We start from the raw sequence: 21,164 nt of genomic DNA, 5'->3' as shown, positions 1-21,164 counted from the left end.
CCGCGCGGGGGCGTTCCGCGCGGCCCGGGGCCGGAGCGCCGTCAGGCGTCGATGCGGGAGCGGTCCAGGGTGGCGGCCGAGTTGGTGATGAACTCCTTGCGCGGGGCGACCTCGTTGCCCATCAGCAGGTCGAAGGCGCGCTCGGCGGCCTCCAGGTCGCTGATGTTGATCCGGCGCAGGGTGCGGTGGCGGGGGTCCATCGTGGTCTCCGCGAGCTGGTCGGCGTCCATCTCGCCGAGACCCTTGTAGCGCTGGATGCCCTCCTTGTACGGAATGTTCTTGCGCCCCAGCTCCAGCAGCGTCTGGCGCAGCTCGCTGTCGGAGTAGGTGTAGATGTACTTGTCCTGCCCCTTCTTGGGGCGGGTGAGCTCCACCCGGTGCAGCGGGGGCACCGCCGAGAAGACCCGGCCCTCCTCCACCATCGGCCGCATGTAGCGCTGGAAGAGCGTGAGCAGCAGACAGCGGATGTGGGCGCCGTCGACGTCGGCGTCGGCGAGGAAGATCACCTTGCCGTAGCGCGCGGCGTCGATGTCGAAGGTCCGGCCGGACCCGGCCCCTATCACCTGGATGATCGCGCCGCACTCGGCGTTCTTGAGCATGTCCGAGACCGACGACTTCTGGACATTGAGGATCTTGCCGCGGATGGGCAGCAGCGCCTGGAATTCGGAGTTCCGCGCCAGCTTCGCGGTGCCCAGCGCCGAGTCGCCCTCGACGATGAACAGCTCGCTGCGCTCGACGTCGTCGCTGCGGCAGTCGGCGAGCTTGGCCGGCAGCGAGGAGGACTCGAGCGCGGTCTTCCGGCGCTGGGCCTCCTTGTGCTGGCGGGCGGCGATGCGCGTCCGCGCAGCCGCGACGACCTTCTCCAGCACGGCCCTGGCCTGCTGCTTCGCGTCCCGCTTGGTGGACGTCAGGAACGCCTTGAGCTCCTTGGCCACCACATTGGCCACGATCCGGGAGGCCGCCGAGGTGCCCAGGACCTCCTTGGTCTGGCCCTCGAACTGCGGCTCGGCGAGCCGTACGGTCACGACCGCGGTGAGCCCCTCCATGGCGTCGTCCTTGACGACGTCGTCCTCGGCGACCCGCAGCAGCTTGGACGAGCGCAGCGCCTCGTTGACGGTCTTGGTGATCGACCGTTCGAATCCGGCCACGTGAGTGCCGCCCTTGGGGGTGGCGATGATGTTGACGAAGGACTTCACCGAGGCGTCGTAGCCGGTGCCCCAGCGCAGCGCGATGTCCACGCCGAGCTCACGGGTGACCTCGGTGGGCGTCATGTGGCCGCGGTCGTCGAGGACCGGGACGGTCTCCTTGAAGGTGCCCTGCCCGGAGAGCCGCAGCACGTCGCAGACGGCCTTGTCCTGGGCGAGGTACTCGCAGAACTCGCTGATGCCCCCGTCGTAGCGGAAGGTCTCCTCGGTGGCCTCGGCGCCGTCGATGCCCCGCTCGTCGCGGACGACGATCGTCAGCCCCGGCACCAGGAAGGCGGTCTGCCGGGCCCGTCCGTAGAGGGTCTCCAGCGAGAGCTTGGCGTCCTTGAGGAAGATCTGGCGGTCGGCCCAGTAGCGCACCCGGGTGCCGGTGCGGGTCTTGGGCACCTTCTTGCCCTTGAGCAGCCCGTTCGCGGGGTCGAAGGGGGCGTCGGGGCCGGACTCGGTGAAGATGCCGGGGACGCCCCGGCGGAAGCTGATCGCGTGGGTCCGGCTGTTGCGGTCGACCTCGACGTCCAGGCGCGCGGAGAGGGCGTTGACGACGGAGGCGCCGACGCCGTGCAGACCGCCGGAGGCGGCGTACGAGCCGCCGCCGAACTTGCCGCCGGCGTGCAGCTTGGTCATCACGACCTCGACGCCCGACAGCCCGGTCTTGGGCTCCACGTCCACGGGGATGCCGCGGCCGTTGTCCCGCACCTCCACCGAACCGTCGTCGTGGAGGATCACCTCGATGTGGTCGCAGTAGCCGCCGAGGGCCTCGTCGACGGAGTTGTCGATGATCTCCCAGAGGCAGTGCATCAGGCCACGGCTGTCGGTCGAGCCGATGTACATGCCCGGCCGCTTGCGGACGGCTTCGAGTCCCTCGAGGACGAGCAGGTGCCGCGCGGTGTAGTTGGATCCGTCCCGGTCTGCCCCGGTCAGCAATGCGGTGGACGGCACGGACGTATCGGCGGTCACGCGGTTCGCTCCTCGCTGAATTTCTGTCTGGCCCGAGTGCGGGCACATGGGTGGCTCGTTCGCCGTTCAGAGGGTACCGAGGCCTGGTAGAGCCTTTGTGCCGCGACCCTTGAGAACAACCATGCTAATCGAGCATCGATCAGATGTTCGATACCTCGATGGAGTGACATGCACATCACGTTCCCTTCGAGGCATGAACCATTTAGGCTCCGGGCACGTCCTCAAGAACAACCCGGCAAGCCGGCCGGGAGGACTACAGCCCCCAGCGACGTGAAACCGTAAGCCCACGCAATACGGCTCATTCGCCGCCAAACGTCAAGATCCGGCCCGACTCGGAAGGAACTTTCGAGGAAAAGCCACGAGCGGGAACGTTTTCGGCCTGGTTGGATGTTGACCCTGGTACGACAGCTCGTCGAGCTAGAGAAGAGGCGACGTGACTACTGTTCTGACCCCCGCGAGCCCGCTGACGGCCGCAGACCGCTGCGACCGGTGCGGCGCTCAGGCTTACCTGCGCGTCGTTCTCATGAGCGGCGGTGAACTGCTCTTCTGCGCCCACCACGGTCGCAAGTTCGAGCCAGAACTCAAGAAGATCGCCGCGGAAATACAGGACGAGACGGAGCGGCTCACGGCCGTCCCGGCGTCCGCGTCCGACGAGGACCGCTGAGTCCCCGGTCGTACGCCGACCCATCGCATCCACGACGAGCGAGGTCCCGCCACCCAGGGCGGGACAGCCGCGGGCGGCTCCCCCCGAGGGGGAGGCCGCCCGCTCTCGTACCCGCCTCCGGCCACCGGCGTCACGGGAGCGGTCGCCGCTCTCACCGCGCCACCCGGCCCGGGCGCGGCACCGGTGACGGCGCGGGAACGGTCTGCGGCGCGGGCGGCGAGGCGGCCGGGGCCGCCGGAGGCGGCGGTTTCGCCGGAGGGACGTTCTCGGGCAGGGCTTCGGCACTGTGGGCCCGGACCAGAGCCGCGACGGCGGAGATGCGCGTATAGACCCCTGGATGGCCCGGCTGAGCGCAGCCGCTCCCCCAGGACACCAGGCCCACCAGCCGTCCCCGGGCCACCAGAGGGCCTCCGCTGTCCCCCTGGCACCCGTCGCGGCCGCCGCCCCGCAGTCCCGCGCAGAGCATCGTCTCCGGGCTGTACGTGCCCTCCGGGCCGCCCGGGTAGGCCTTGCGGCACAGCGCGTCCTCCAGCACGAGCACGCGCGCGGCCCGCAGCGTCTGCGAGTAGGAGCCGCTGCCGGTCGTGTCGCCCCAGCCGTAGACCCCCGCCGCGGTGCCCGGCTCGTAGGCCGGGTCGCCCTGCCGCGCCAGGCCCAGCGGACGGCTGCCCGGCAGTTGCTCCGCCAGAGTGAGGACGGCCACATCGCCGGCGTTGGTCTCCATGTTGAACTCCGGGTTCACCCACGAGGACCGCAGCGGCACCTCCACGCCCCCGGAGCCGTGCATGTCGGCGCGCCCGGCGATCACCCGGAGGTCCTTGGCCTCGGCCGCGTCCACGCCCAGGACCTCCCGGCTCAGGCAGTGGGCCGCCGTCACGATCGTCCTGGGCCCCACCACGACCGCGCCGCAGAACTGGCCGGACCGTACGTCCCCGAAGCGCTCCCGGCTCCCCAGGGCCACCATCCAGGGCACGTCGGACACCTTCACGGCCACGCCCCCCACGACCTTGTGGTCCCTCGCTCCCATCGAGGCGGGTGCCGCGAGCAGCAGCACGACCGCTCCGACGAGCAGGTACCTCAGGGCGCGCATACGGATCTCCCCACGCAGTGGAGTGCTGAGCCTACCCAGCGTCACACCTCGTGTCCGTGAGCGCATCCGGAAAGCCGCCGGGCCCGGCCCCTCCGAAGGAGGAACCGGGCCCGGTGAACCGGTCTGCCGGACGAGTCCGGGCCGTGCCGGATCAGTCCAGGTAGTCGCGCAGGACCTGCGAGCGCGACGGGTGACGCAGCTTGGACATCGTCTTGGACTCGATCTGACGGATGCGCTCACGCGTCACGCCGTAGACCTTGCCGATCTCGTCGAGGGTCTTCGGCTGACCGTCGGTGAGACCGAAGCGCATGGAGACCACGCCGGCCTCACGCTCGCTGAGCGTGTCCAGGACGGAGTGCAGCTGCTCCTGCAGCAGCGTGAAGCTGACCGCGTCGGCCGGAACGACGGCCTCGGAGTCCTCGATGAGGTCACCGAACTCGCTGTCGCCGTCCTCGCCCAGCGGGGTGTGCAGGGAGATCGGCTCGCGGCCGTACTTCTGGACCTCGATGACCTTCTCCGGGGTCATGTCGAGCTCCTTGGCCAGCTCCTCCGGGGTGGGCTCGCGGCCCAGGTCCTGGAGCATCTGACGCTGGACACGCGCGAGCTTGTTGATGACCTCGACCATGTGCACCGGGATACGGATGGTGCGGGCCTGGTCGGCCATCGCGCGCGTGATCGCCTGGCGGATCCACCAGGTGGCGTACGTGGAGAACTTGTAGCCCTTGGTGTAGTCGAACTTCTCCACGGCGCGGATCAGACCGAGGTTGCCCTCCTGGATGAGGTCCAGGAAGAGCATGCCGCGACCGGTGTAGCGCTTGGCCAGGGAGACCACCAGACGGAGGTTGGCCTCCAGCAGGTGGTTCTTGGCGCGCCGGCCGTCCTCGGCGATGATCTCCAGCTCGCGCTTGAGCTTCGGGGCGAGCTTGTCGGAGTTCGCCAGCTTGTCCTCGGCGAACAGACCGGCCTCGATGCGCTTGGCGAGCTCGACCTCCTGCTCGGCGTTGAGCAGGGGGACCTTGCCGATCTGCTTCAGGTAGTCCTTGACCGGGTCGGCGGTGGCACCGGCGACCGCGACCTGCTGCGCGGGAGCGTCGTCCTCGTCCTCGTCGGACAGGACGAAGCCCTTGGTCTCGCCGCTCTCGTCCTCGTCCTCACCCTTGCCCGGGGTGGGGGTCTCGTCGAGGAGCTCGTCGTCGAGAAGCTCGTCGGAGTCCTTCTTGGCGGCGGTCTTCTTGGCCGCCGTCTTCTTCGCGGTGGTCTTCTTGGCCACCGCCTTCTTCGCCACGGCCTTCTTGGCCGCGGTCTTCTTGGCGGGCGCCACGGCCTCGTCGGCCTCGTCGTACGCACCCGAGGCGGATGCCGAGGACGCGGTGGACGCCGAGGAAGACGACTGCCGCGACGTGACCGTCTTGGAGGAGACGGCCTTGGTGGCGGTGCGCTTCGCCGGGCTCTTCGCTGCGACGCTCTTGCGGGTGCGCTTGGGCGCCTCTGCGGCACTGACCATCAGCGTCACACCCTCCTCGTCGAGGACCTGGTTGAGGCTGCGCAGAACGTTCTTCCACTGGGTTGGCGGAATCTGGTCAGCCTCGAAGGCCCGACGCACGTCGTCGCCGGCGATCTGCCCCTCGGCCTTTCCCTGCTCGATGAGCGCCATCAGAGACTCGGATTCGGCGATCTCCGGCGGGAGCGTACGGGATGTGCTGGCCGACACGAACAACCTCTCGGAACGATGGAAACGGCTTCCGGACCCGGAGCCCTGTGAACGGGCGACCGGCTCCGACGACCGCCGGCAATGGATGAACCGACGGCGCGGGCGATAGTGCAGAGCAACACAGCGTCTCGAGCGAGACCTGTATTCCCTCCGCGGCTACCACCTCTTTAGTCATCGCGCTGCCTCAAGGAGCGTTACGCCCAATCCCCGTGGCCCGAGTCACACCGCATAACGGAGCGAAGGCCACGGATGTGGACAGATCGCCGATACGGCCGTCACGCACGGCCGTGCGGAACGGCCCGTCCGGCTCGCGCGTACGGCCGCACGCGCGCGCCGGACGAGCGGTCCCGCACGAACCGCCCCGGTGTCCTGCGACCCGCCCGCGCTCAGTGCTCGCGCGGGGCGGGCACCACTCGCTCGACCTCGGGGTGGGACACGAGCAGCTGCCGCATGGCCGCCTCCGCCCCGGTGCCGTCACCGGCCCCGACGGCGTCGACGATCCGCAGATGCTGACCGACGCCCGCCTCGGTGGGGCGGTCGCAGCCGCCGGCCGAGGCCCCGGAGACGTGCAGGGCGGCGGAGACGATGCCGGACAGGTGCTCCAGCATGCGGTTGCCCGCGACCTGCAGCAGCAGGGAGTGGAACTCGGCGTCGGCGCGCGCGAAGGTGAGCGAGTCGCCCTGAGCGAGGGCGTGGCCCATGATCTCGGCCATGTCGGCGAGCCGCTGCTGGACGTCCTCGCGGCCGTGACCGGCGGCGAGCCGGGCGGCCAGCGGCTCGATCGTCCAGCGCAGCTCGCACAGCTCACGGCGCTGGTCTTCGCGCTGCGGCCCGAAGGCCCGCCATTCGATGATGTCCGGGTCGAGGAGGTTCCAGTCGCTGACCGGACGGACCCGGGTGCCGACGTTGGGGCGGGCGCTGACCAGGCCCTTGGCCTCGAGGACGCGCAGGGATTCACGGACGACGGTGCGGGAGACCTCGAAGCGCTGCCCGATCTCCTCGGGGACCAGCGGACGGTCGGCCCCCAGGTCGCCGGAGACGATCATCTGGCCCAGCTGCTGCACGAGCTGGCCGTGCAGCCCTCGGCCCCGGCTGCCGGCGGCGCGGCGGCCGGCCCGGCTCAGCTCCGTGTCGCCGTCCCAGGCGGGCACGGCACCGCGGTCGGCCCCGGAGGCCTCCGCGTAGGAGTAGCGGTCTAGCTCGCCCGGACCGGCGAGGCCGGAGTCGGCGGGACGAGCCGCGGTCATCATGGTGTGCGCAAGGGTACTCACGCTTCCTTTGTCGGCGACACCTCCAGGCCCCTTGAGGTCTTTGGTGAAAAGCACACGAAAGGGTGATCGCCCATTACCTCACAATTGACGCCCAAACGGACAGAAAAGGGCACCCTACGGGGCCGGACAACTGCGGAGCGTGACGGTATCGGGTTTTCCCCCGCTCCCCCTCCAGGCTGATTGTCACTCTGCGTTCCCTCGCGTCCGGCATGGCGCAATAGCACAGCCATCACCTCGGGCGGCCACGGAAGACCGTCAGGACATAGGCCCCGAGCAGACCCGTCAGGCACAGGGCGAGCGCCCAGCCGATCGGCTGGGACATCAGCCGCAGCGCCGCCGAGACGCCCTGGTCCAGTCCGGCCGGCCACTGCACCACGGCGGCCGACCGCAACCGCTCCGGAAGCCCGATCAGCGACCGGGCGGCCGGCTGGGAGAGCACGCCGCCCAGCACGGGCACCACCACCGTCGGCACCGCCAGCACCGCCACCACCCCCAGGGCGGTGGACCGGAACAGGCCCGCGGCGAGCAGGCCGGCCCAGGCGCAGCCCAGGGTGAGCCCGGCCCACCCGGCGAGCATCGTGCCCCAGCCCGCGGGCCGAAGGACGACGGATCCGCCGAAGAGCAGCCGGAGCACCGCCGCGTCGAGGGCGACGGCCGCGAGGGCGAGGAGAAGGGCGACGGCGGCCGTGACGGCGAGCTTGGCCCCGAGGAGGCCCAGCCTGCGGGGCACGGAGCCCTGGTCGGGCGCGAGCGCGGGATAGCGGAACTCCTGGCCGAAGGCGAGCGCCCCGAGCAGCCCCGCGCCGAAGGCGGCCGGCGGCAGGGGCAGCCACGAGGGCCAGCCGGTGAGCAGGCGCAGATCGGCGGCGGCGCCGGTGCGCGCGAGGAGCACGGAGGCGAGCAGGGAGGCGGTGAGGGCCAGCACGGCCACCGTCCAGCCGGTGCGGACGCCCGTGGCGCGGCGCAGTTCGTAGCGCAGGGGCCAGGCGGGACCGGGGGCCGGGAGGGGCGGCTGCGGGCGGGCGGGGGCTCCCGCCGCGACCTCGGAGGCGGCTCCGGAGGCGGCCTCGGAGCCGGGAGCCTCGCCCCGGCCGTCGGCGCGCTCGAGCGGGGTCACAGGCCCGGTGTCGGCGACCTCCTCCACCAGGCGGTGCACCAGGATGCCGTGGCGATAGGCGGTCTCCCCCACGGCGGCGCAGCTGCTGCCGTAGACGCAGATCCGGCTGCCGCCCTCGTGCACCACCTCCACGGGGGGCGCGCCCACCTTCTCCTGCGCCGTGTCGGCCTCGGAGGCGAGCACATGGGCGAGCCGGTTGGCCAGGGGCGACTGGACGGCGACGCGCGGCCGCAGCCGGGAACCCGCGAACGCCGCGGCCTCCTGGTCGGCGATCAGGCGGCCCTGGTCGATGGTGACGACCTGGTCGGCCAGGCGGGCCGCTTCGATGGGGTCGCCGGAGCTGACGAGGACGGCGCCGCCCTGGGCCGCGTAGCCGCGCAGCAGCCCGTGCAGCCAGGCCGTCTCGCGGGGCGAGAGGTCGCGGGCGGGCTCGTCGAGCACGAGCGTGTGCGGGTCGCCGAGAAGGGCCGCCGCGATGCCGAGGCGGCGGTCCATGCCGAGCGAGAAGTCGCCGAGACGCTGGTCGGCGAGGCCGCTGAGGCCGACGACGTCGAGCACCTCGTCGGCGCGTTCGGCGGGGACGCCGGAGGCGGCGCTGAGCATGCGGAGATGGCCGCGGGCGGTACGGGCGGGGTGACCCGGGACGTTGCCGAGGAGGACGCCGATCTCGCGGGTGGGGTGGGGAATCCGGTCGAGGGCGCGGCCGCGGTAGAGCGTGACGCCGCGGCCCGGGTCGAGCCTCAGCATCAGGCGCAGGGCGGCGGTCTTGCCCGCTCCGGGCGCGCCGAGCAGGGCGGTGACGCGCCCCGGGCGCGCCTCGAAGGTGAGGTCGTCGACGGCGGGGGGCTGGTTGCGGCGGGGGACGCTGGTGAGTCCGATGGCCTGGATCATGGCTTCACTCACGGGACGGCGGGACCGTACCGCAGCACCGTAACCCGATATGTCCTATTTGCTACGCAACGTAGGTCTCTTCCCTCACGCGTGTCCCGCCCGACGCGTGAACGAGCCCCGTGACCCCGCCCGGGCCGCCAGGCCTCGGTCCGCTACGCCTCGGGCCGCAGCATGGGCGGGTTGAGGAGCGTGGCGCCGCCCGCCCGGAAGAGCTGCGCGGGGCGGCCGCCCTGGCGTGTCGTGGTGCCGCCGGTGGGAACCAGGAAGCCCGGGGTGCCGGTGACCTTGCGATGGAAGTTCCGGGGGTCCAAGGCCACGCCCCACACCGCTTCGTAGACCCGGCGCAGCTCGCCGACGGTGAACTCCGGCGGGCAGAAGGCGGTGGCGAGCGAGGAGTACTCGATCTTGGAGCGGGCCCGCTCCACCCCGTCCGCGAGGATGCGGGCGTGGTCGAAGGCCAGCGGGTCCTCCGGCTCTCCGTCGCGGCCGTACCCAGCCTCCTGGTCCAGCAGGTCCTCCACGGGCGCCCAGCGCACGCTGCGCGCGTCGCCGCCGGGGCGCGGGGCGGGCAGGTCCGGCGCGAGCGCCAGGTGGGCGACGCTGACCACCCGCATCCGGGGATCACGCTTGGGGTCGCCATAGGTGGCGAGCTGTTCGAGGTGCGCGCCACCGGCCACCACCGGGCCGACCGGGTCGTGCGCCTGCAGGCCCGTCTCCTCGGCGAGCTCACGCGCCGCCGCGGTCGCCAGGTCCTCGTCGCCCCGTACGAATCCGCCGGGCAGGGCCCAACGGCCCTGGTACGGCGGCTCACCACGGCGAACGACCAGCGCGCACAACGCGTGGCGCCGCACGGTGAGCACGACCAGGTCGACGGTGACAGCGAAGGGCGGGAAGGCCGACGGGTCGTAGGGCATGACGCGATCATAGTCGTCTGCCTGACGATAAACAGGTGCTTGTCCGACACCCGTCAGCCCCTCGCCGGGCAGCCGGGCCCGCACGACGCTCACACCCCCAACTGCAGGCCGTCGGCGGCCTCCTCGACCATGCCCAGCCCCAGCCTGCTGACGCGTACGGCGAACGGCTGGTCGGCGACGCGCAGACCCGTCAGCCGCAACTCGCCGAGCGGGGCGCTGCGCGGCGGCCGTACGGCCACGCTGCCGGCGGGCACGTCCGGGCGTATGCCGGCCAGCGACGTCAGCAGCTGCACCGCGCCCGCCGCCGCGACGGCGGCCGGCCGGCAGGCCGCCGGATGCGGCAACGGAGCGCTGCCGGCGGTGCGCTGCTCCCCCGCGTACATCTCCGGCAGCCGGTGGCCGAAGGTCTCGGCGGCGTCGAGCACTCCCCGCAACAGGCCCTGGGCCTCGTTCTCGTAGCCGGCGGCGAAGAGACCGGCCACCGCGACGGCCGTCTCGTGAACCCGGACGGCCCCGCTGCGGTGCCCGAACGGATTGTGGCCCGGCTCCTTCGCCCCCAGACTGCGCAGGCCCCAGCCGGAGTCGAGGGCGGGGCCACCGAACAGCCGGGCGAGCTGCTCGGTGCGGACCGCGTCGAGCAGCCCCGGGGCGTGGCCCCCCGCCCCGAGCAGGCCGGTGTCCAGCAGGTGCGCGGCGGCGGATCCCAGGTGCGGTATCCGTCGGCCGTCGGGGGCGAGGGCGGCCAAGGGGCGGCCGCCGGCCATGTCGTCGACCCAGAAGTCCTCCCGGAAACGGCGTCGCAGGGCGCTCGCCCACTCCCGCAGGCCCTCCACGCCGGGCCGCCCGTACGCCTCGAGGAGGTCCGCGCCGAGCAGGGCGGCCCGGTGGGCATGGGCCTGGACCTCGCAGCGGTACGGGCCCGCCGGGGCCGGGTCCGGCAGGTACTCCCCGTCCCCGACAGCCGTGCTCAGCCAGTCCAGGCATCGCTCGGCCGCGGGAAGCAGCGAGCGGGTCTCCTGCTCCGGTAGCCCCCACCGCCGGGCCTCGGCCAGCACCACGGGGAAGAGCAGCGTCGCCTCCACCCCCGTGCAACCGGGCGGCAGATGGGCTCCCGAGTGACGCAGCGCGCCGGGAATCAGCCCACGGTCGGGGCCGGGCCCGGGCATCTGCGTACGGGCCAGCGCGCGCAGCGTCCCGGCGGCCAGCCGCACGCCCAGGGGGAGCGTCATACGGGCCGCCCACAGCGCCTCGGCGGGCGCGAGGTGCCCGCAGCGCCAGGGGATGCCCCCGGCGAGATGCACCTCGCCCGGGTGGGCGGGGTCGCGCACCAGCAGCGCCCGCAGGTCCTCGAGGCTCGCCGCCAGCAGGGCGGCGGACCGGGGGTCGTCCCCGTCGGCCTCGGCGTCCCCCCAGGGCGGCGCGACGCCCCCGCCCTGGGCGGGCTCGGGCCCGCGCGGCCTGCCGGGCCGCTCGGCCCGGACCCGCAGCTCGATGCTCCGGGAGCCGCCGGGCGGCAGGTCCATCTCCCAGCAGAGCAGGCCGGCCGAGGCCAGAACGTCCCCGGGCGCGGGCTCCGCGCTGACCACCGCCCGCAGTCCGGGCGCCGACCAGCGCAGTCCGGAGCCGTGCACGGCGGCCGGGATCTCCGGCCCGGCCTGCCCGGCGGCGACGGCGCCCAGCTCGGCGAGGTCGGTGCCCAGGGACACCTCGAGCACGAGCCGGAGCTCCCGGACCGCCGCGCTGCGCAGGGTGATGCGCTCGACGCCCGCGGCCTCGCGCAGTCGTTCGACGGTGACGGCCGGATCGGGTCCGGCATCGGCGGCGGTCCGCACCGTGCCGACGAAGCGGGCCCGGTCCGCCGCGAGCATCCGGCCCTGCACGGGCACCGGCTCGATCCCGCCCACCCGCACCCGGCACCGGGCGAGCAGCCTGCGTCCACCCCGGTAGAAGCCGTCCAGCCCTCCCCCGGTGAGCTGCCCCTGGGCACCGGAGATCGCGAGAGCGGGCAGTGCGACGCAGATCAGCGCCTCGTGCACGGGCCGCGGTCCCTGGGGCCGGCCGGGGGCGGTGCGCTGCGGCGGGACGGGGCGGCTGAGCGGAGGACCGTGGGGGGCGATGCCTCGCATCTGTCTGCTCCCTTGCGCGTCGCGGACCTGGACGACCGACAACGAGTGAGGGCCACTCAGGTGAACGTCGGCGGCCCGGGCGAGGTCACGGCGGTCGGCCCGGAGTCGGCTCATTGCCGTCCCCGCACGCCCCGCTGCCCGGCGCGGCGGCGCGTACGCGCCTTCCCGGCGGGCCCCTTCACTCCGGCCGGCGCGCTCGGGCCCCCGGGCCGGGCGGGGCCGCCCGGCCCGGGGGAGGCGGCCCCTGCGGCGGGAACGACGGGGTCCGGGCCGACCGGGCCCACCTCCTGCGGGATGCCGCCCGGCACGCCATCCAGGTCGCCATCCCGGATGGTGTCCCGGACCACACCCGGCTCGTCGGCTCCCTCCGTCCCACGGGTGATCGCCGCGGCGTCCGTCCTGGTTTCCGTCCCCGTGTCCGTCCCTGTGTCCGTCCCTGTGTCCGTCCCTGTGTCCGTCCCAGTGGCGGCGGCCGGGGGCTCGGCGCGTCCGCGGCGCTCGCCGCGCAGGCAACGGCGCAGGGGCTCCGGGTCCATGCCGTCGTTGCAGGCGCGGTGCAGGAGCTGTGCGAAGAGGTATTCGGGGTCGGCGGTCAGTGCCTGGCTCAGGGCGACCCGCGCATCAGGGTGGTCTCCCATGGACCACGCCACCCAGCCGGCGAGGGTGAGCGGCGCGGCCGCGTGCTCGGTGTACGGCGGCACGCAGCGCCGGGCGAGGGCCCGCCAGAGGCGCAGCACCGCCGCGGCCCGCGGCCCCTCCATCCATTCCGCCGCCCGGTCACGGGTGACGCGGTCCTGCAGGCCGAGGATGATCGCGGCCGCCTCGTCGCAGGCGAGGAGCCCGTCGTCCCGGGCATCGGCCTCCGGCGGCGCGGCGAGCGGCGGCGCCGCGCGGAACCGTTCCACGATCAGGTCCGCGAGGTCCAGCGTCTCGCGGCGCAGCATCTCGCCGCCCGTGCCGCTCAGAATCCGGGGAACGAGGTCGGCGGCCGCGGCGTCGAGGGCGGACTCCTGCTCCCGGCCGCGGTCGCCCTCGAGCGGGGCGTACCGGGCCTCCATCTCACGCAGCGTCCCGCGCACCTGGATCCCCGCGTAGGCGGCGGCCGCCGCCATCACCGAGGTGCCGGGAAGGGCTAGAAGGGTGCCCTCAGCCGGGCAGCAGCGCTCATCGGGGCAGCAGTAGGACCAGAACCGGCCGTCGGACAGGCACAGCGCTTCGTACACGGGCACGTCGAGCCCTCCGCAGGCCAGGCGCAGGCTCTGGGCGAGCGGACGAAGGCGCTCCATCACCTCGTGCCCGCTCTCCCCCGTCCTGGGGTCCTGGCACAGGAACAGGACGATGCCGTCGGGGCGGGCGCCCCGCTTGACGCACCCGGCGACGAGGGTCTCGGCGAGCTGGTCGCTGACCTCGGGCCACTCCTCGCTGTTGCGCGGAATGCCGAGCCTGAGGCGGCCGCCGAAGCGGCCGCGTTCGCCGTGCAGCGCCAGCAGGACCACGCTGTCGGTGGGATGAAAACCCATCAGGTAGGGCAGGGCGTCGGCCAGTTCGCCCGGGCTGCGGAGGGTGATCTGCGTTTCGGGCCTGGCGTCCCAGGCAGGGGACGGGGCGGCGGGCGAGACGGACGGACGGGCTGATTCATCGCGCTGTGTCATGGCCCGAGAGTCCCGTGGATCCGGCCGGGCCCGCCAGGCCTGTGGATAACTCCGGAATGATGATCCGATCGATCCTGTGGATGACGTCGCCTCCCGGGTTTTCCACAGGTCGCGGCCGCCCATTCGCGCTTTGTCAGTGCCCTCGTGTTGCATGGGGGCATGACCAACGAAGCCCTCCGCACCTCGGCGGACCACGTCCTCGCCCGTCTCGTCGGGGACACCACGGGCACGGCGAAGCTGCGCGAGGACCAGTGGCGCGCGATCGAGGCCCTCGTCGCCGACCGGCGCCGGGCGCTGGTCGTCCAGCGCACCGGCTGGGGCAAGTCGGCGGTGTACTTCGTCGCCACCGCGCTGCTGCGCGAGCGCGGCAGCGGTCCCACGGTGATCATCTCCCCGCTCCTCGCGCTCATGCGCAACCAGGTGGAGGCGGCCGCGCGCGCGGGCATCCACGCGCGCACGATCAACTCCTCCAACACCGAGGAGTGGGACACGGTCCAGGCCGAGGTCGCCGCGGGCGAGGTCGACGTGCTGCTGGTGAGCCCCGAGCGGCTCAACAACCCCGACTTCCGCGACCAGGTCCTGCCCAAGCTGGCCGCCGCCACCGGTCTCCTGGTCGTCGACGAGGCGCACTGCATCTCCGACTGGGGCCATGATTTCCGGCCCGACTACCGCCGGCTGCGCACGATGCTGGCCGACCTGCCGCCGGGCGTGCCCGTGCTCGCCACGACCGCCACGGCCAACGCGCGTGTCACGGCCGACGTCGCCGAGCAGCTGGGGACGGGCGAGGGAGCGGAGCAGGCGCTGGTCCTGCGTGGGCCGCTGGACCGGGAGAGCCTCAGCCTGAGCGTGCTGAGCCTGCCCGACGCCGCCCACCGGCTGGCCTGGCTCGCCGACCATCTGGACGACCTGCCGGGCTCCGGAATCATCTACACCCTGACCGTCGCTGCGGCCGAGGAGGTCACGGCGTTCCTGCGCCGGCGCGGGCACGTCGTGGCCCCGTACACCGGCAAGACGGAGAACGCCGACCGGCAGCAGGCCGAGGAGGACCTCCTCGGCAACCGGGTCAAGGCGCTCGTGGCGACGTCCGCGCTGGGCATGGGCTTCGACAAGCCGGACCTCGGTTTCGTGGTCCACCTCGGCTCGCCCTCCTCCCCCATCGCCTACTACCAGCAGGTGGGCCGGGCGGGACGTGGCGTGCGGCATGCCGAGGTGCTGCTGCTGCCGGGCCGCGAGGACGAGGCGATCTGGAAGTACTTCGCCTCGCTGGCCTTCCCGCCGGAGGAGCAGGTCCGCCGCACGCTGGACGTGCTGGCCGCCGCGGACCGGCCCCTGTCCCTGCCCGCCCTGGAGCCGCAGGTGGAGCTGCGCCGCTCGCGCCTGGAGACCATGCTCAAGGTCCTCGACGTCGACGGCGCGGTGCACCGGGTGCGCGGCGGCTGGACGGCGACGGGCGCGCCGTGGGTCTACGACGCCGAGCGGTACGCCTGGGTCGCCCGGCAGCGTGAGGCCGAGCAGCAGGCGATGCGCGAGTACGCCACGACCACGCGATGCCGTATGGAGTTCCTGCGGCGGCAGCTGGACGACGAGCAGGCGGTTCCCTGCGGGCGGTGCGACAACTGCGCGGCGCCCCGGTTCACCGCCGAGGTGTCCTCCGGGTCGCTGGACGCCTCCCGGGGAGAGCTGGGCCGTCCGGGCGTGGAGGTGGAGCCGCGGCGGATGTGGCCGACCGGTATGCCCGCGGTGGGCGTGGATCTCAAGGGCCGCATTCCCGCCGGCGAACAGGCCGCTCCCGGCCGGGCGCTCGGGCGGCTGTCGGACATCGGCTGGGGCAACCGGCTGCGGCCCCTGCTGGCACCGCAGGCACCGGATGCGGAGATTCCGGATGACGTCGCGGACGCCGTGGTGACCGTGCTCGCCGACTGGGCTCGCGGGCCCGGCGGTTGGGCTTCGGGAGCGCCCGACGCGCCGGCCCGCCCGGTGGGCGTCGTCACCATCGCCTCCCGCACCCGGCCACGGCTGATCCGCTCCCTCGGCGAACGCATCGCCTCGGTCGGCCGCATGCCGCTCCTGGGCACCGTCGAGTACGGGGACTGGGATGCCGACACTCGTGTGCCGCGCAGCAACAGCGCCCAGCGTCTGAGGGCGTTGGACGGAGCCCTGACCGTTCCTCCCGCCCTCGCGCAAGCGCTGGCCTCGGCCAACGGGCCGGTGCTGCTGGTGGACGATCTGGCCGACACCGGCTGGACGCTCGCGGTGGCCGCCCGCATGCTGCGACGCTGTGGTGCGCCGGAGGTGTTTCCGCTGGTCCTGGCCGTACAGGGGTGAGATGGGGCGGGGTGTGCCCGAGGCCGGGGCGGAATGCGGAGGAGTGACCGTCGGATACCGGTCAGTGGCGCCAATCGATCGTTGCCGCAGGGGCGGTGGTGCCGGGAGAATCGAAGCGGCTCCCCGCTCACGCCCGTCGCCGGCCCGCCGGGACCGTCATCGCGGCACACGCCCCGCCTGACCTCCAGCCCAGCGCCGTGGGCGTGCAGACGAAGGGAGAATCATGGCCCTCGGCTTCGCCCCACCGCTGTCCGCCGATTCCGCTTCCCCTCTCGGCAGGCTGCTCGAACCCGCCGAATGGGCCGCGTCCGGCATTCCGCCGCTGTGTAATCCGCGCGAGCTCGTCACCGGCCTGTGCGACCGTCACCTGCCGGCGCCGTCCACGGCGGTCGTCGCGGTCCTCCATCCGGACGAACGACTCGCGGCGAGTGCCTCCTTCGTCCGCCGGGCCGGATCCGCCGACGGCTGGGAGCTGCGCAACGCGCTTCTCTCCCAGCTCCGCCGGGTCATCCCGCACGACCTGCGCAGACGGTCTCCGGTCCGCACGACCGTCCTGCTCTACTGCCGCGAGGGCGAGGCCCATTGGACCGAGGAGGACGGCGCCTGGATGTGGGGACTGCGTGACGCCTGCACCCTGCACGGGCTGCGCTGCGGCGCGTACATCACCCTCACCGCCGCCGGCTGGCGGATCCTCGGCGAGGGTCGCAGCGGGCGTCAGCCGCGCTCGCCCGTTCGCCACTCCCCGCGCACCGGTTCCGGCGGCGGGGTGAGCGAGGCGTACCGCCGCGCGGCCGCACGGTGACGGGACGGGACACGGTGGCCGACCGGCCCCGTACGGGACGGCCGGCCACCGGAACCACTCGTCAGACGCCTGCGGCCAGGAGGGTGTTGACCCGCTGGGGGTCGCCGCAGACGATCAGCAGCGCGCCGGCGCGGGACATCGCCGCGGGCAGCGCGTCGGCCACCTCGGCGTCCGTGCCGCCGTTGACGGCCACGACCACGACCGGGCGCGGGCAGGCCCGCTCCGCGTCGGCGGCCGCGTAGAAGACGTCGTCGCCGGCGTCGTGCTGCGCCCAGTAGGACGCTTCGCCGAAGGACAGCTCGTGCGCCGCCCACGGGTGGGGGTCGCCAGTCGTGAGCACCAGCACCTCGCTGGGCGCCCGGCCGGTGTCGAGCAGCAGGTCGACGGCCTCGTCCGCGGCGTCCAGGGCACCGTCGACGGACGCGGGTATCAGCTGGATCTGCGGGGTGGGCTCCGCCGCGCGCGGGGCGGGCCGGGGCGGGGCCGGCACCGGGCCACGGGGGCCGGGACCGGGCCGGGGGGCCGGGCGGGGACCAGGAACAGGGCGGGGGGTCGGCGCGGTGCGGCCGGGGGCCGGAACTGCGCGGGGACCCGGGACACTCTCGTGAATCTGAGGCTCCTCGGGGATGAGAGGCATGAGTCGATATTTATCAAACGCCGGTGCGAGTCGCGTCGGCGGGTGGCGTTTTGGGCCACTCAGAAGTCGAAGCCGAGCTGGCCACCGGCCTCCAAAGCCATGTTGTCGGGGGTGATGCGCACCCTCTTGAGATGCTGCCACTTCGGCAGCGCGTCCAAATAGGCCCAGGACAACCGGTGGTGCGGGGTCGGGCCCAGTTCCTCCAGCGCGGCGCGGTGCACCGGGGAGGGGTATCCGGCGTTGTCCCCGAATGCGAAATCCGCGTGGACCGCACCCAGTTCCGCCATCATCGCGTCGCGCCGGACCTTGGCGATCACGGAGGCCGCCGCGACGGCCACACAGGACTGGTCGCCCTTGATGACCGTACGGACCCTCCAGGGATCACCGAGGTAGTCGTGCTTGCCGTCGAGGATCACCGCGTCGGGCCGCACGGGCAGGGCCTCCAGCGCACGGGTAGCGGCCAGCCTCAGCGCCGCCGTCATGCCCAGCTCGTCGATCTCCCCCGGCGAGGCTTCGCCGAGGGCGTAGGCGGTGACCCAGCTCTCCAGGGTCGCGGCGAGAGCGGTGCGTCGCTTGAGGGTCAGCAGCTTGGAGTCGGTGAGACCCTCCGGCGGGCGACGGAGGCCGGTGACGGCGGCGCACACGGTGACCGGACCGGCCCAGGCCCCTCGGCCGACCTCGTCCACACCGGCGACGATCTTTGCTCCGGTCGTCGCTCGGAGAGAGCGCTCGACGCTGTGGGTAGGCGGTTGGTAGGGCATGGCGCCAGTAAGGTTACGCCCCTGGCGCCGGGCTGTCCCGCCCCGCCCCCACTCCTCGTTCCCCGGCCGCCCTCCGGTCAGCGCGGGCCGTCGGGCAACCAGGAGGGAAGCGCCTCGGTGTCGCGCAGCCAGCTCTCCGGCGGAGCGCCCCGTTCCGCGGCGGCGACCACGCCGCAGGCGATGGCGGACGTGGTGTCCACGTCACCGCCGGCCCGCGCCGTCGTCCAGAACGCCTTCTCGAACGAGCCGAGATGGCGGGCCGCCGCCCACAGCGCGAACGGCACCGTGTCATGGGCGCTGGTACGGCGCCCGCAGCCCAGCACGGCGGCCACCGTGGTGACGTCCGCGTAGTCGAGCATGTCGCGGGCGCGGCGCAGCCCGGCATGAACCGCGCTGCGGGGCACCAGCGCGATCACGCCGTCCAGCAGCGCCTCGGGGGCGACGGTCCGGGAGGGGTCTCCCGCGATGGCCGCCGCCGCGGCCACCGCCATGGTCCCGGCAACGGCCTCGCGGTGCTGGTGGGTGGTGTAGGCGGAGATCTCGGCCTGGTGCGTCGCCTGCTCGGGGTCGTCCGCGTACCAGGCGCCCAGCGGGGCGATGCGCATGGCGGCGCCGTTGCCCCAGGACCCCTGCCCCTTGAAGAGCCCGGCGGCCAGCTCACGCCAGTCGCCGCCCTCCCTGACCAGGCGCAGCATCCGGTTGACCGCCGGACCGTAGCCGCGGTCGAAGTCGTGGCGCTCGGCGAAGGACCGCGCGAGGGCGTCCTGGTCGATGCGGCCGTGCTCGGCGAGGACGGCCAGCACGGAGCAGGCCATCTCGGTGTCGTCGGTCCAGCACCACGGGGCCGGCGGCAGCTCGTGGCGCTTGAGCGACGGATAGTTGGCGGGGACGAAGAACTGGGAGCCGAGGGCGTCACCCACGGCCAGCCCTCGCAGACTCGCGAGGGCTCGGTGGAATCGGTCAGCGGTCATCGCAGCGAACTCTAACCGGTGAAGCCATACGATTCAGGGGTGCACCAGCGCTCGAACGGCCGGTCAAGGTGATAGCGGCCGTCCGACCCGAGCACCAGCATCCGTGTCTCGGCGTTGCCGGGGTTCGACAGCGACTCGAACTCGGCGACGCTCCAGTGCAGCCACCTCATGCAGAACAGCCGCATGGTGAGGCCGTGGGTGACCAGGAGAACGTTCGGCGGATGGCCGGGGTCGTCGAAGCTGCGCCACAGGCTCTCCAGGAAAGCACCCACCCGGTCGTACACATCGGCACCCGACTCGCCCTGGGCGAAGCGGTAGAAGAAGTGGCCGTAGGCGTCGCGGTAGGCCTTCTGGCGGCGGACGTCGTCGCGGTCCTGCCAGTTTCCCCAGTCCTGCTCGCGCAGTCGCGGCTCCTCGCGGACCCGGATGCGGCGCGGGTCGAGCGCCAGCGCCTGGAGGGTCTGGTGGGCGCGCCGGTACGGCGAGACGTAGACGGAGACCTCCTCGTCCCCGAAGAGCTCCCGCAGCCGGACTCCCGCCTCCTCGGCCTGCTTGCGGCCGGCCTCCGTCAGGCTCAGGGCGTGGTCCGGCTCCCGTTCGTACACCGTGTCGTCGACGTTTCCCTCCGACTCTCCGTGCCGAATGAGGACGATGCGCCGGGGCCGTGACATGCCGCCACCCTAATTCGAACGGAGGTCGGGCGCCTCACGCCCCCGACCCCGCGGGCGTGATCAGCGCCCGGCCGTCGCGGATCTCGCACCGGCCGCCGACGAAACGCCTGCTCAGGGCCCTGTCGTGGGAGACGATCACCACGGCGCCCGGCCACGCGGCCAGAGCCTGCTCGAGCTCCTCGACCAGGCCGAGGGCCAGGTGGTTCGTGGGCTCGTCGAGGAGCAGCAGATCCGCCGGGCGGGCGAGCAGCCGGGCGAGGCCGAGGCGGCGCCGCTGTCCGACCGAGAGGGAGCCGACGGGCACGTGCAGGTCGCGCTCCCGGAAGAGGCCGTAGGACAGCAGCAGCTCCCGCTGCTCCTCGGCGTCGCCCGGCAGTCCGCGCCGGAAGGCGTCGGCCAGGCGCTCCGACGGCCGGTCCACGGGTATCTCCTGGGCGAGGTATCCGATGCGTCCTCGGCGGTGAACGGTGCCACTGTCGGGCCGGCCGGCGCCGGCCATCAGCCGCAGCAGCGTCGTCTTCCCCGCGCCGTTGGTGCCATGGACCAGCAGTCGCTCACCGGCGCGGACAGTGAGCGCGTCGACCGCCAGCCGGTCGCCGACGCGTATCCCCTCGAGCGTGACCAGGTCCCCTTCGGCGGCGCCGGCCTCGGGCCGGGCGGCGAACCGCAGGGGCTCCGGCGGGCGGGGCACCGGCTCCTCCCGCAGTCTGCGCAGGCGCTCGCGCGCGTTGCGCACGCGGCTGGAGACGGAGGACTGCACGCGGCCCCGGTCGCGGTCGTAGGCCATCTTGTTGCCGTCCTTGATGGCGCGGCCCACGGCGACGTCGCGGGCCGTGGTCTCGGCCGTCTCGACGAGCGCCCGTGTCTCGGCGCACCAGCGTTCGTAGGCCTGCTCCCACCGGCCCCGGGCGGCGGCGCGCTCGGCCACGTACCCGGTGCAGCCCCCGCCGTAGCGGACGAGCGTGCGCCGGTCGGCGTCCACCTCGATCACGGCGGTGGCGACGCGTTCGAGGAAGACCCGGTCGTGGGAGACCGCCACGACCGTGCCGGAATGCGCCCGGAGGCTGTCCTCGAGCCAGGTCAGCGCCGCGTCGTCAAGATGGTTGGTGGGCTCGTCCAGGAGCATGACCTCGGGCGCCGCGGCGAGGAGACAGGCGAGGCCCAGCCGGGCCTGTTCTCCGCCCGACAGGCTCCCCAGCCGCCGGTCGCGCGCGATGTGGGCGACGCCCAGTCCGTGCAGGGCCTTGTCGACCCGGGCGTCGGCCTCGTACCCGCCACGGGCCTCGAAGGCGGTGAGGACCTCCCCGTACTCGGCGAGAGCCTCCGGACCGCCGACACCGAGACCGGCCTCGAGATCGGCCTCGAGATCGGCTTCGAGCTCCCGCAGTCTGCTCTCCAT

16 protein-coding genes are annotated in these 21,164 nt (G+C 73.2%); 3 read left to right on the top strand and 13 right to left on the bottom strand.

Features of this window, described 5'->3' with window-relative positions:
- Window positions 1-41: 41 nt before the first annotated feature.
- The gene (locus tag AB4K12_RS10020; protein ID WP_368433873.1) at window positions 42-2,162 is read right to left on the bottom strand and encodes a type IIA DNA topoisomerase subunit B; all 2,121 of its coding nucleotides are present in this window, start codon (window positions 2,160-2,162) and stop codon (window positions 42-44) included.
- A 433-nt stretch (window positions 2,163-2,595) separates the two neighbouring features.
- Between AB4K12_RS10020 and AB4K12_RS10015 the strand changes: the two genes are divergently transcribed.
- Window positions 2,596-2,826: a hypothetical protein gene (locus tag AB4K12_RS10015; RefSeq protein ID WP_071961820.1), complete on the top strand. Its 231-nt coding sequence runs from the start codon at window positions 2,596-2,598 to the stop codon at window positions 2,824-2,826.
- 151 nt (window positions 2,827-2,977) lie between these two features.
- On the opposite strand, the gene AB4K12_RS10010 is transcribed toward AB4K12_RS10015, so the two are convergent.
- The 7 genes from AB4K12_RS10010 to AB4K12_RS09980 all read right to left on the bottom strand — a co-directional run bounded on the left by AB4K12_RS10010 (window position 2,978) and on the right by AB4K12_RS09980 (window position 13,598).
- Window positions 2,978-3,916 (bottom strand): serine protease, encoded by a 939-nt coding sequence (locus AB4K12_RS10010; RefSeq protein ID WP_368433872.1) that lies wholly within the window; start codon window positions 3,914-3,916, stop codon window positions 2,978-2,980.
- A gap of 151 nt (window positions 3,917-4,067) precedes the next feature.
- Window positions 4,068-5,627, bottom strand: coding sequence for an RNA polymerase sigma factor (locus tag AB4K12_RS10005; RefSeq protein WP_179198785.1), 1,560 nt, complete (start codon window positions 5,625-5,627; stop codon window positions 4,068-4,070).
- A gap of 386 nt (window positions 5,628-6,013) precedes the next feature.
- Window positions 6,014-6,952, bottom strand: a complete 939-nt coding sequence (locus tag AB4K12_RS10000) for a FadR/GntR family transcriptional regulator (RefSeq protein ID WP_362259902.1) — start codon at window positions 6,950-6,952, stop codon at window positions 6,014-6,016.
- A gap of 175 nt (window positions 6,953-7,127) precedes the next feature.
- Window positions 7,128-8,906, bottom strand: a complete 1,779-nt coding sequence (locus tag AB4K12_RS09995; protein WP_368434425.1) for an ATP-binding cassette domain-containing protein — start codon at window positions 8,904-8,906, stop codon at window positions 7,128-7,130.
- A 152-nt stretch (window positions 8,907-9,058) separates the two neighbouring features.
- On the bottom strand, window positions 9,059-9,820 hold the full coding sequence (locus AB4K12_RS09990) for an NUDIX domain-containing protein (RefSeq protein ID WP_368433871.1): 762 nt from the start codon (window positions 9,818-9,820) through the stop codon (window positions 9,059-9,061).
- 89 nt (window positions 9,821-9,909) lie between these two features.
- Window positions 9,910-11,946, bottom strand: coding sequence for a glycogen debranching N-terminal domain-containing protein (locus AB4K12_RS09985; RefSeq protein WP_368433870.1), 2,037 nt, complete (start codon window positions 11,944-11,946; stop codon window positions 9,910-9,912).
- A 110-nt stretch (window positions 11,947-12,056) separates the two neighbouring features.
- The gene (locus AB4K12_RS09980; RefSeq protein ID WP_368433869.1) at window positions 12,057-13,598 is read right to left on the bottom strand and encodes a DUF4192 domain-containing protein; all 1,542 of its coding nucleotides are present in this window, start codon (window positions 13,596-13,598) and stop codon (window positions 12,057-12,059) included.
- Window positions 13,599-13,757: 159 nt separating this feature from the next.
- Here AB4K12_RS09980 and AB4K12_RS09975 point away from each other — a divergent pair, with 159 nt between their 5' ends.
- The gene (locus AB4K12_RS09975; RefSeq protein ID WP_368433868.1) at window positions 13,758-15,923 is read left to right on the top strand and encodes a RecQ family ATP-dependent DNA helicase; all 2,166 of its coding nucleotides are present in this window, start codon (window positions 13,758-13,760) and stop codon (window positions 15,921-15,923) included.
- A gap of 223 nt (window positions 15,924-16,146) precedes the next feature.
- Window positions 16,147-16,725 carry a hypothetical protein gene (locus AB4K12_RS09970; RefSeq protein WP_368433867.1) on the top strand — a complete coding sequence of 193 codons (579 nt, stop codon included), beginning with the start codon at window positions 16,147-16,149 and terminating at the stop codon, window positions 16,723-16,725.
- Window positions 16,726-16,786: 61 nt separating this feature from the next.
- Here AB4K12_RS09970 and AB4K12_RS09965 read toward each other — a convergent pair whose 3' ends face one another.
- From AB4K12_RS09965 to AB4K12_RS09945, 5 genes are all read right to left on the bottom strand, one after another.
- Entirely contained in the window at window positions 16,787-17,362 is a 576-nt protein-coding gene (locus tag AB4K12_RS09965; RefSeq protein ID WP_368433866.1) for a hypothetical protein, read from the bottom strand.
- Between the two features lie 59 nt (window positions 17,363-17,421).
- Window positions 17,422-18,123 carry a ribonuclease HII gene (locus AB4K12_RS09960; protein ID WP_368433865.1) on the bottom strand — a complete coding sequence of 234 codons (702 nt, stop codon included), beginning with the start codon at window positions 18,121-18,123 and terminating at the stop codon, window positions 17,422-17,424.
- Between the two features lie 77 nt (window positions 18,124-18,200).
- Window positions 18,201-19,094, bottom strand: coding sequence for an ADP-ribosylglycohydrolase family protein (locus AB4K12_RS09955; RefSeq protein ID WP_368433864.1), 894 nt, complete (start codon window positions 19,092-19,094; stop codon window positions 18,201-18,203).
- An 11-nt stretch (window positions 19,095-19,105) separates the two neighbouring features.
- Window positions 19,106-19,765 (bottom strand): histidine phosphatase family protein, encoded by a 660-nt coding sequence (locus AB4K12_RS09950; protein ID WP_368433863.1) that lies wholly within the window; start codon window positions 19,763-19,765, stop codon window positions 19,106-19,108.
- Between the two features lie 34 nt (window positions 19,766-19,799).
- On the bottom strand, window positions 19,800-21,164 hold a 1,365-nt coding region (locus AB4K12_RS09945), incomplete at its 5' end, for an ATP-binding cassette domain-containing protein (protein ID WP_368433862.1).

Source organism: Streptomyces sp. C36, assembly GCF_040932295.1.
Taxonomy (GTDB): Bacteria; Actinomycetota; Actinomycetes; order Streptomycetales; family Streptomycetaceae; genus Streptomyces; species Streptomyces triculaminicus.
Note: the sequence above shows the minus strand (reverse complement) of the source record. Positions and strands in the feature narration are given on the sequence as shown.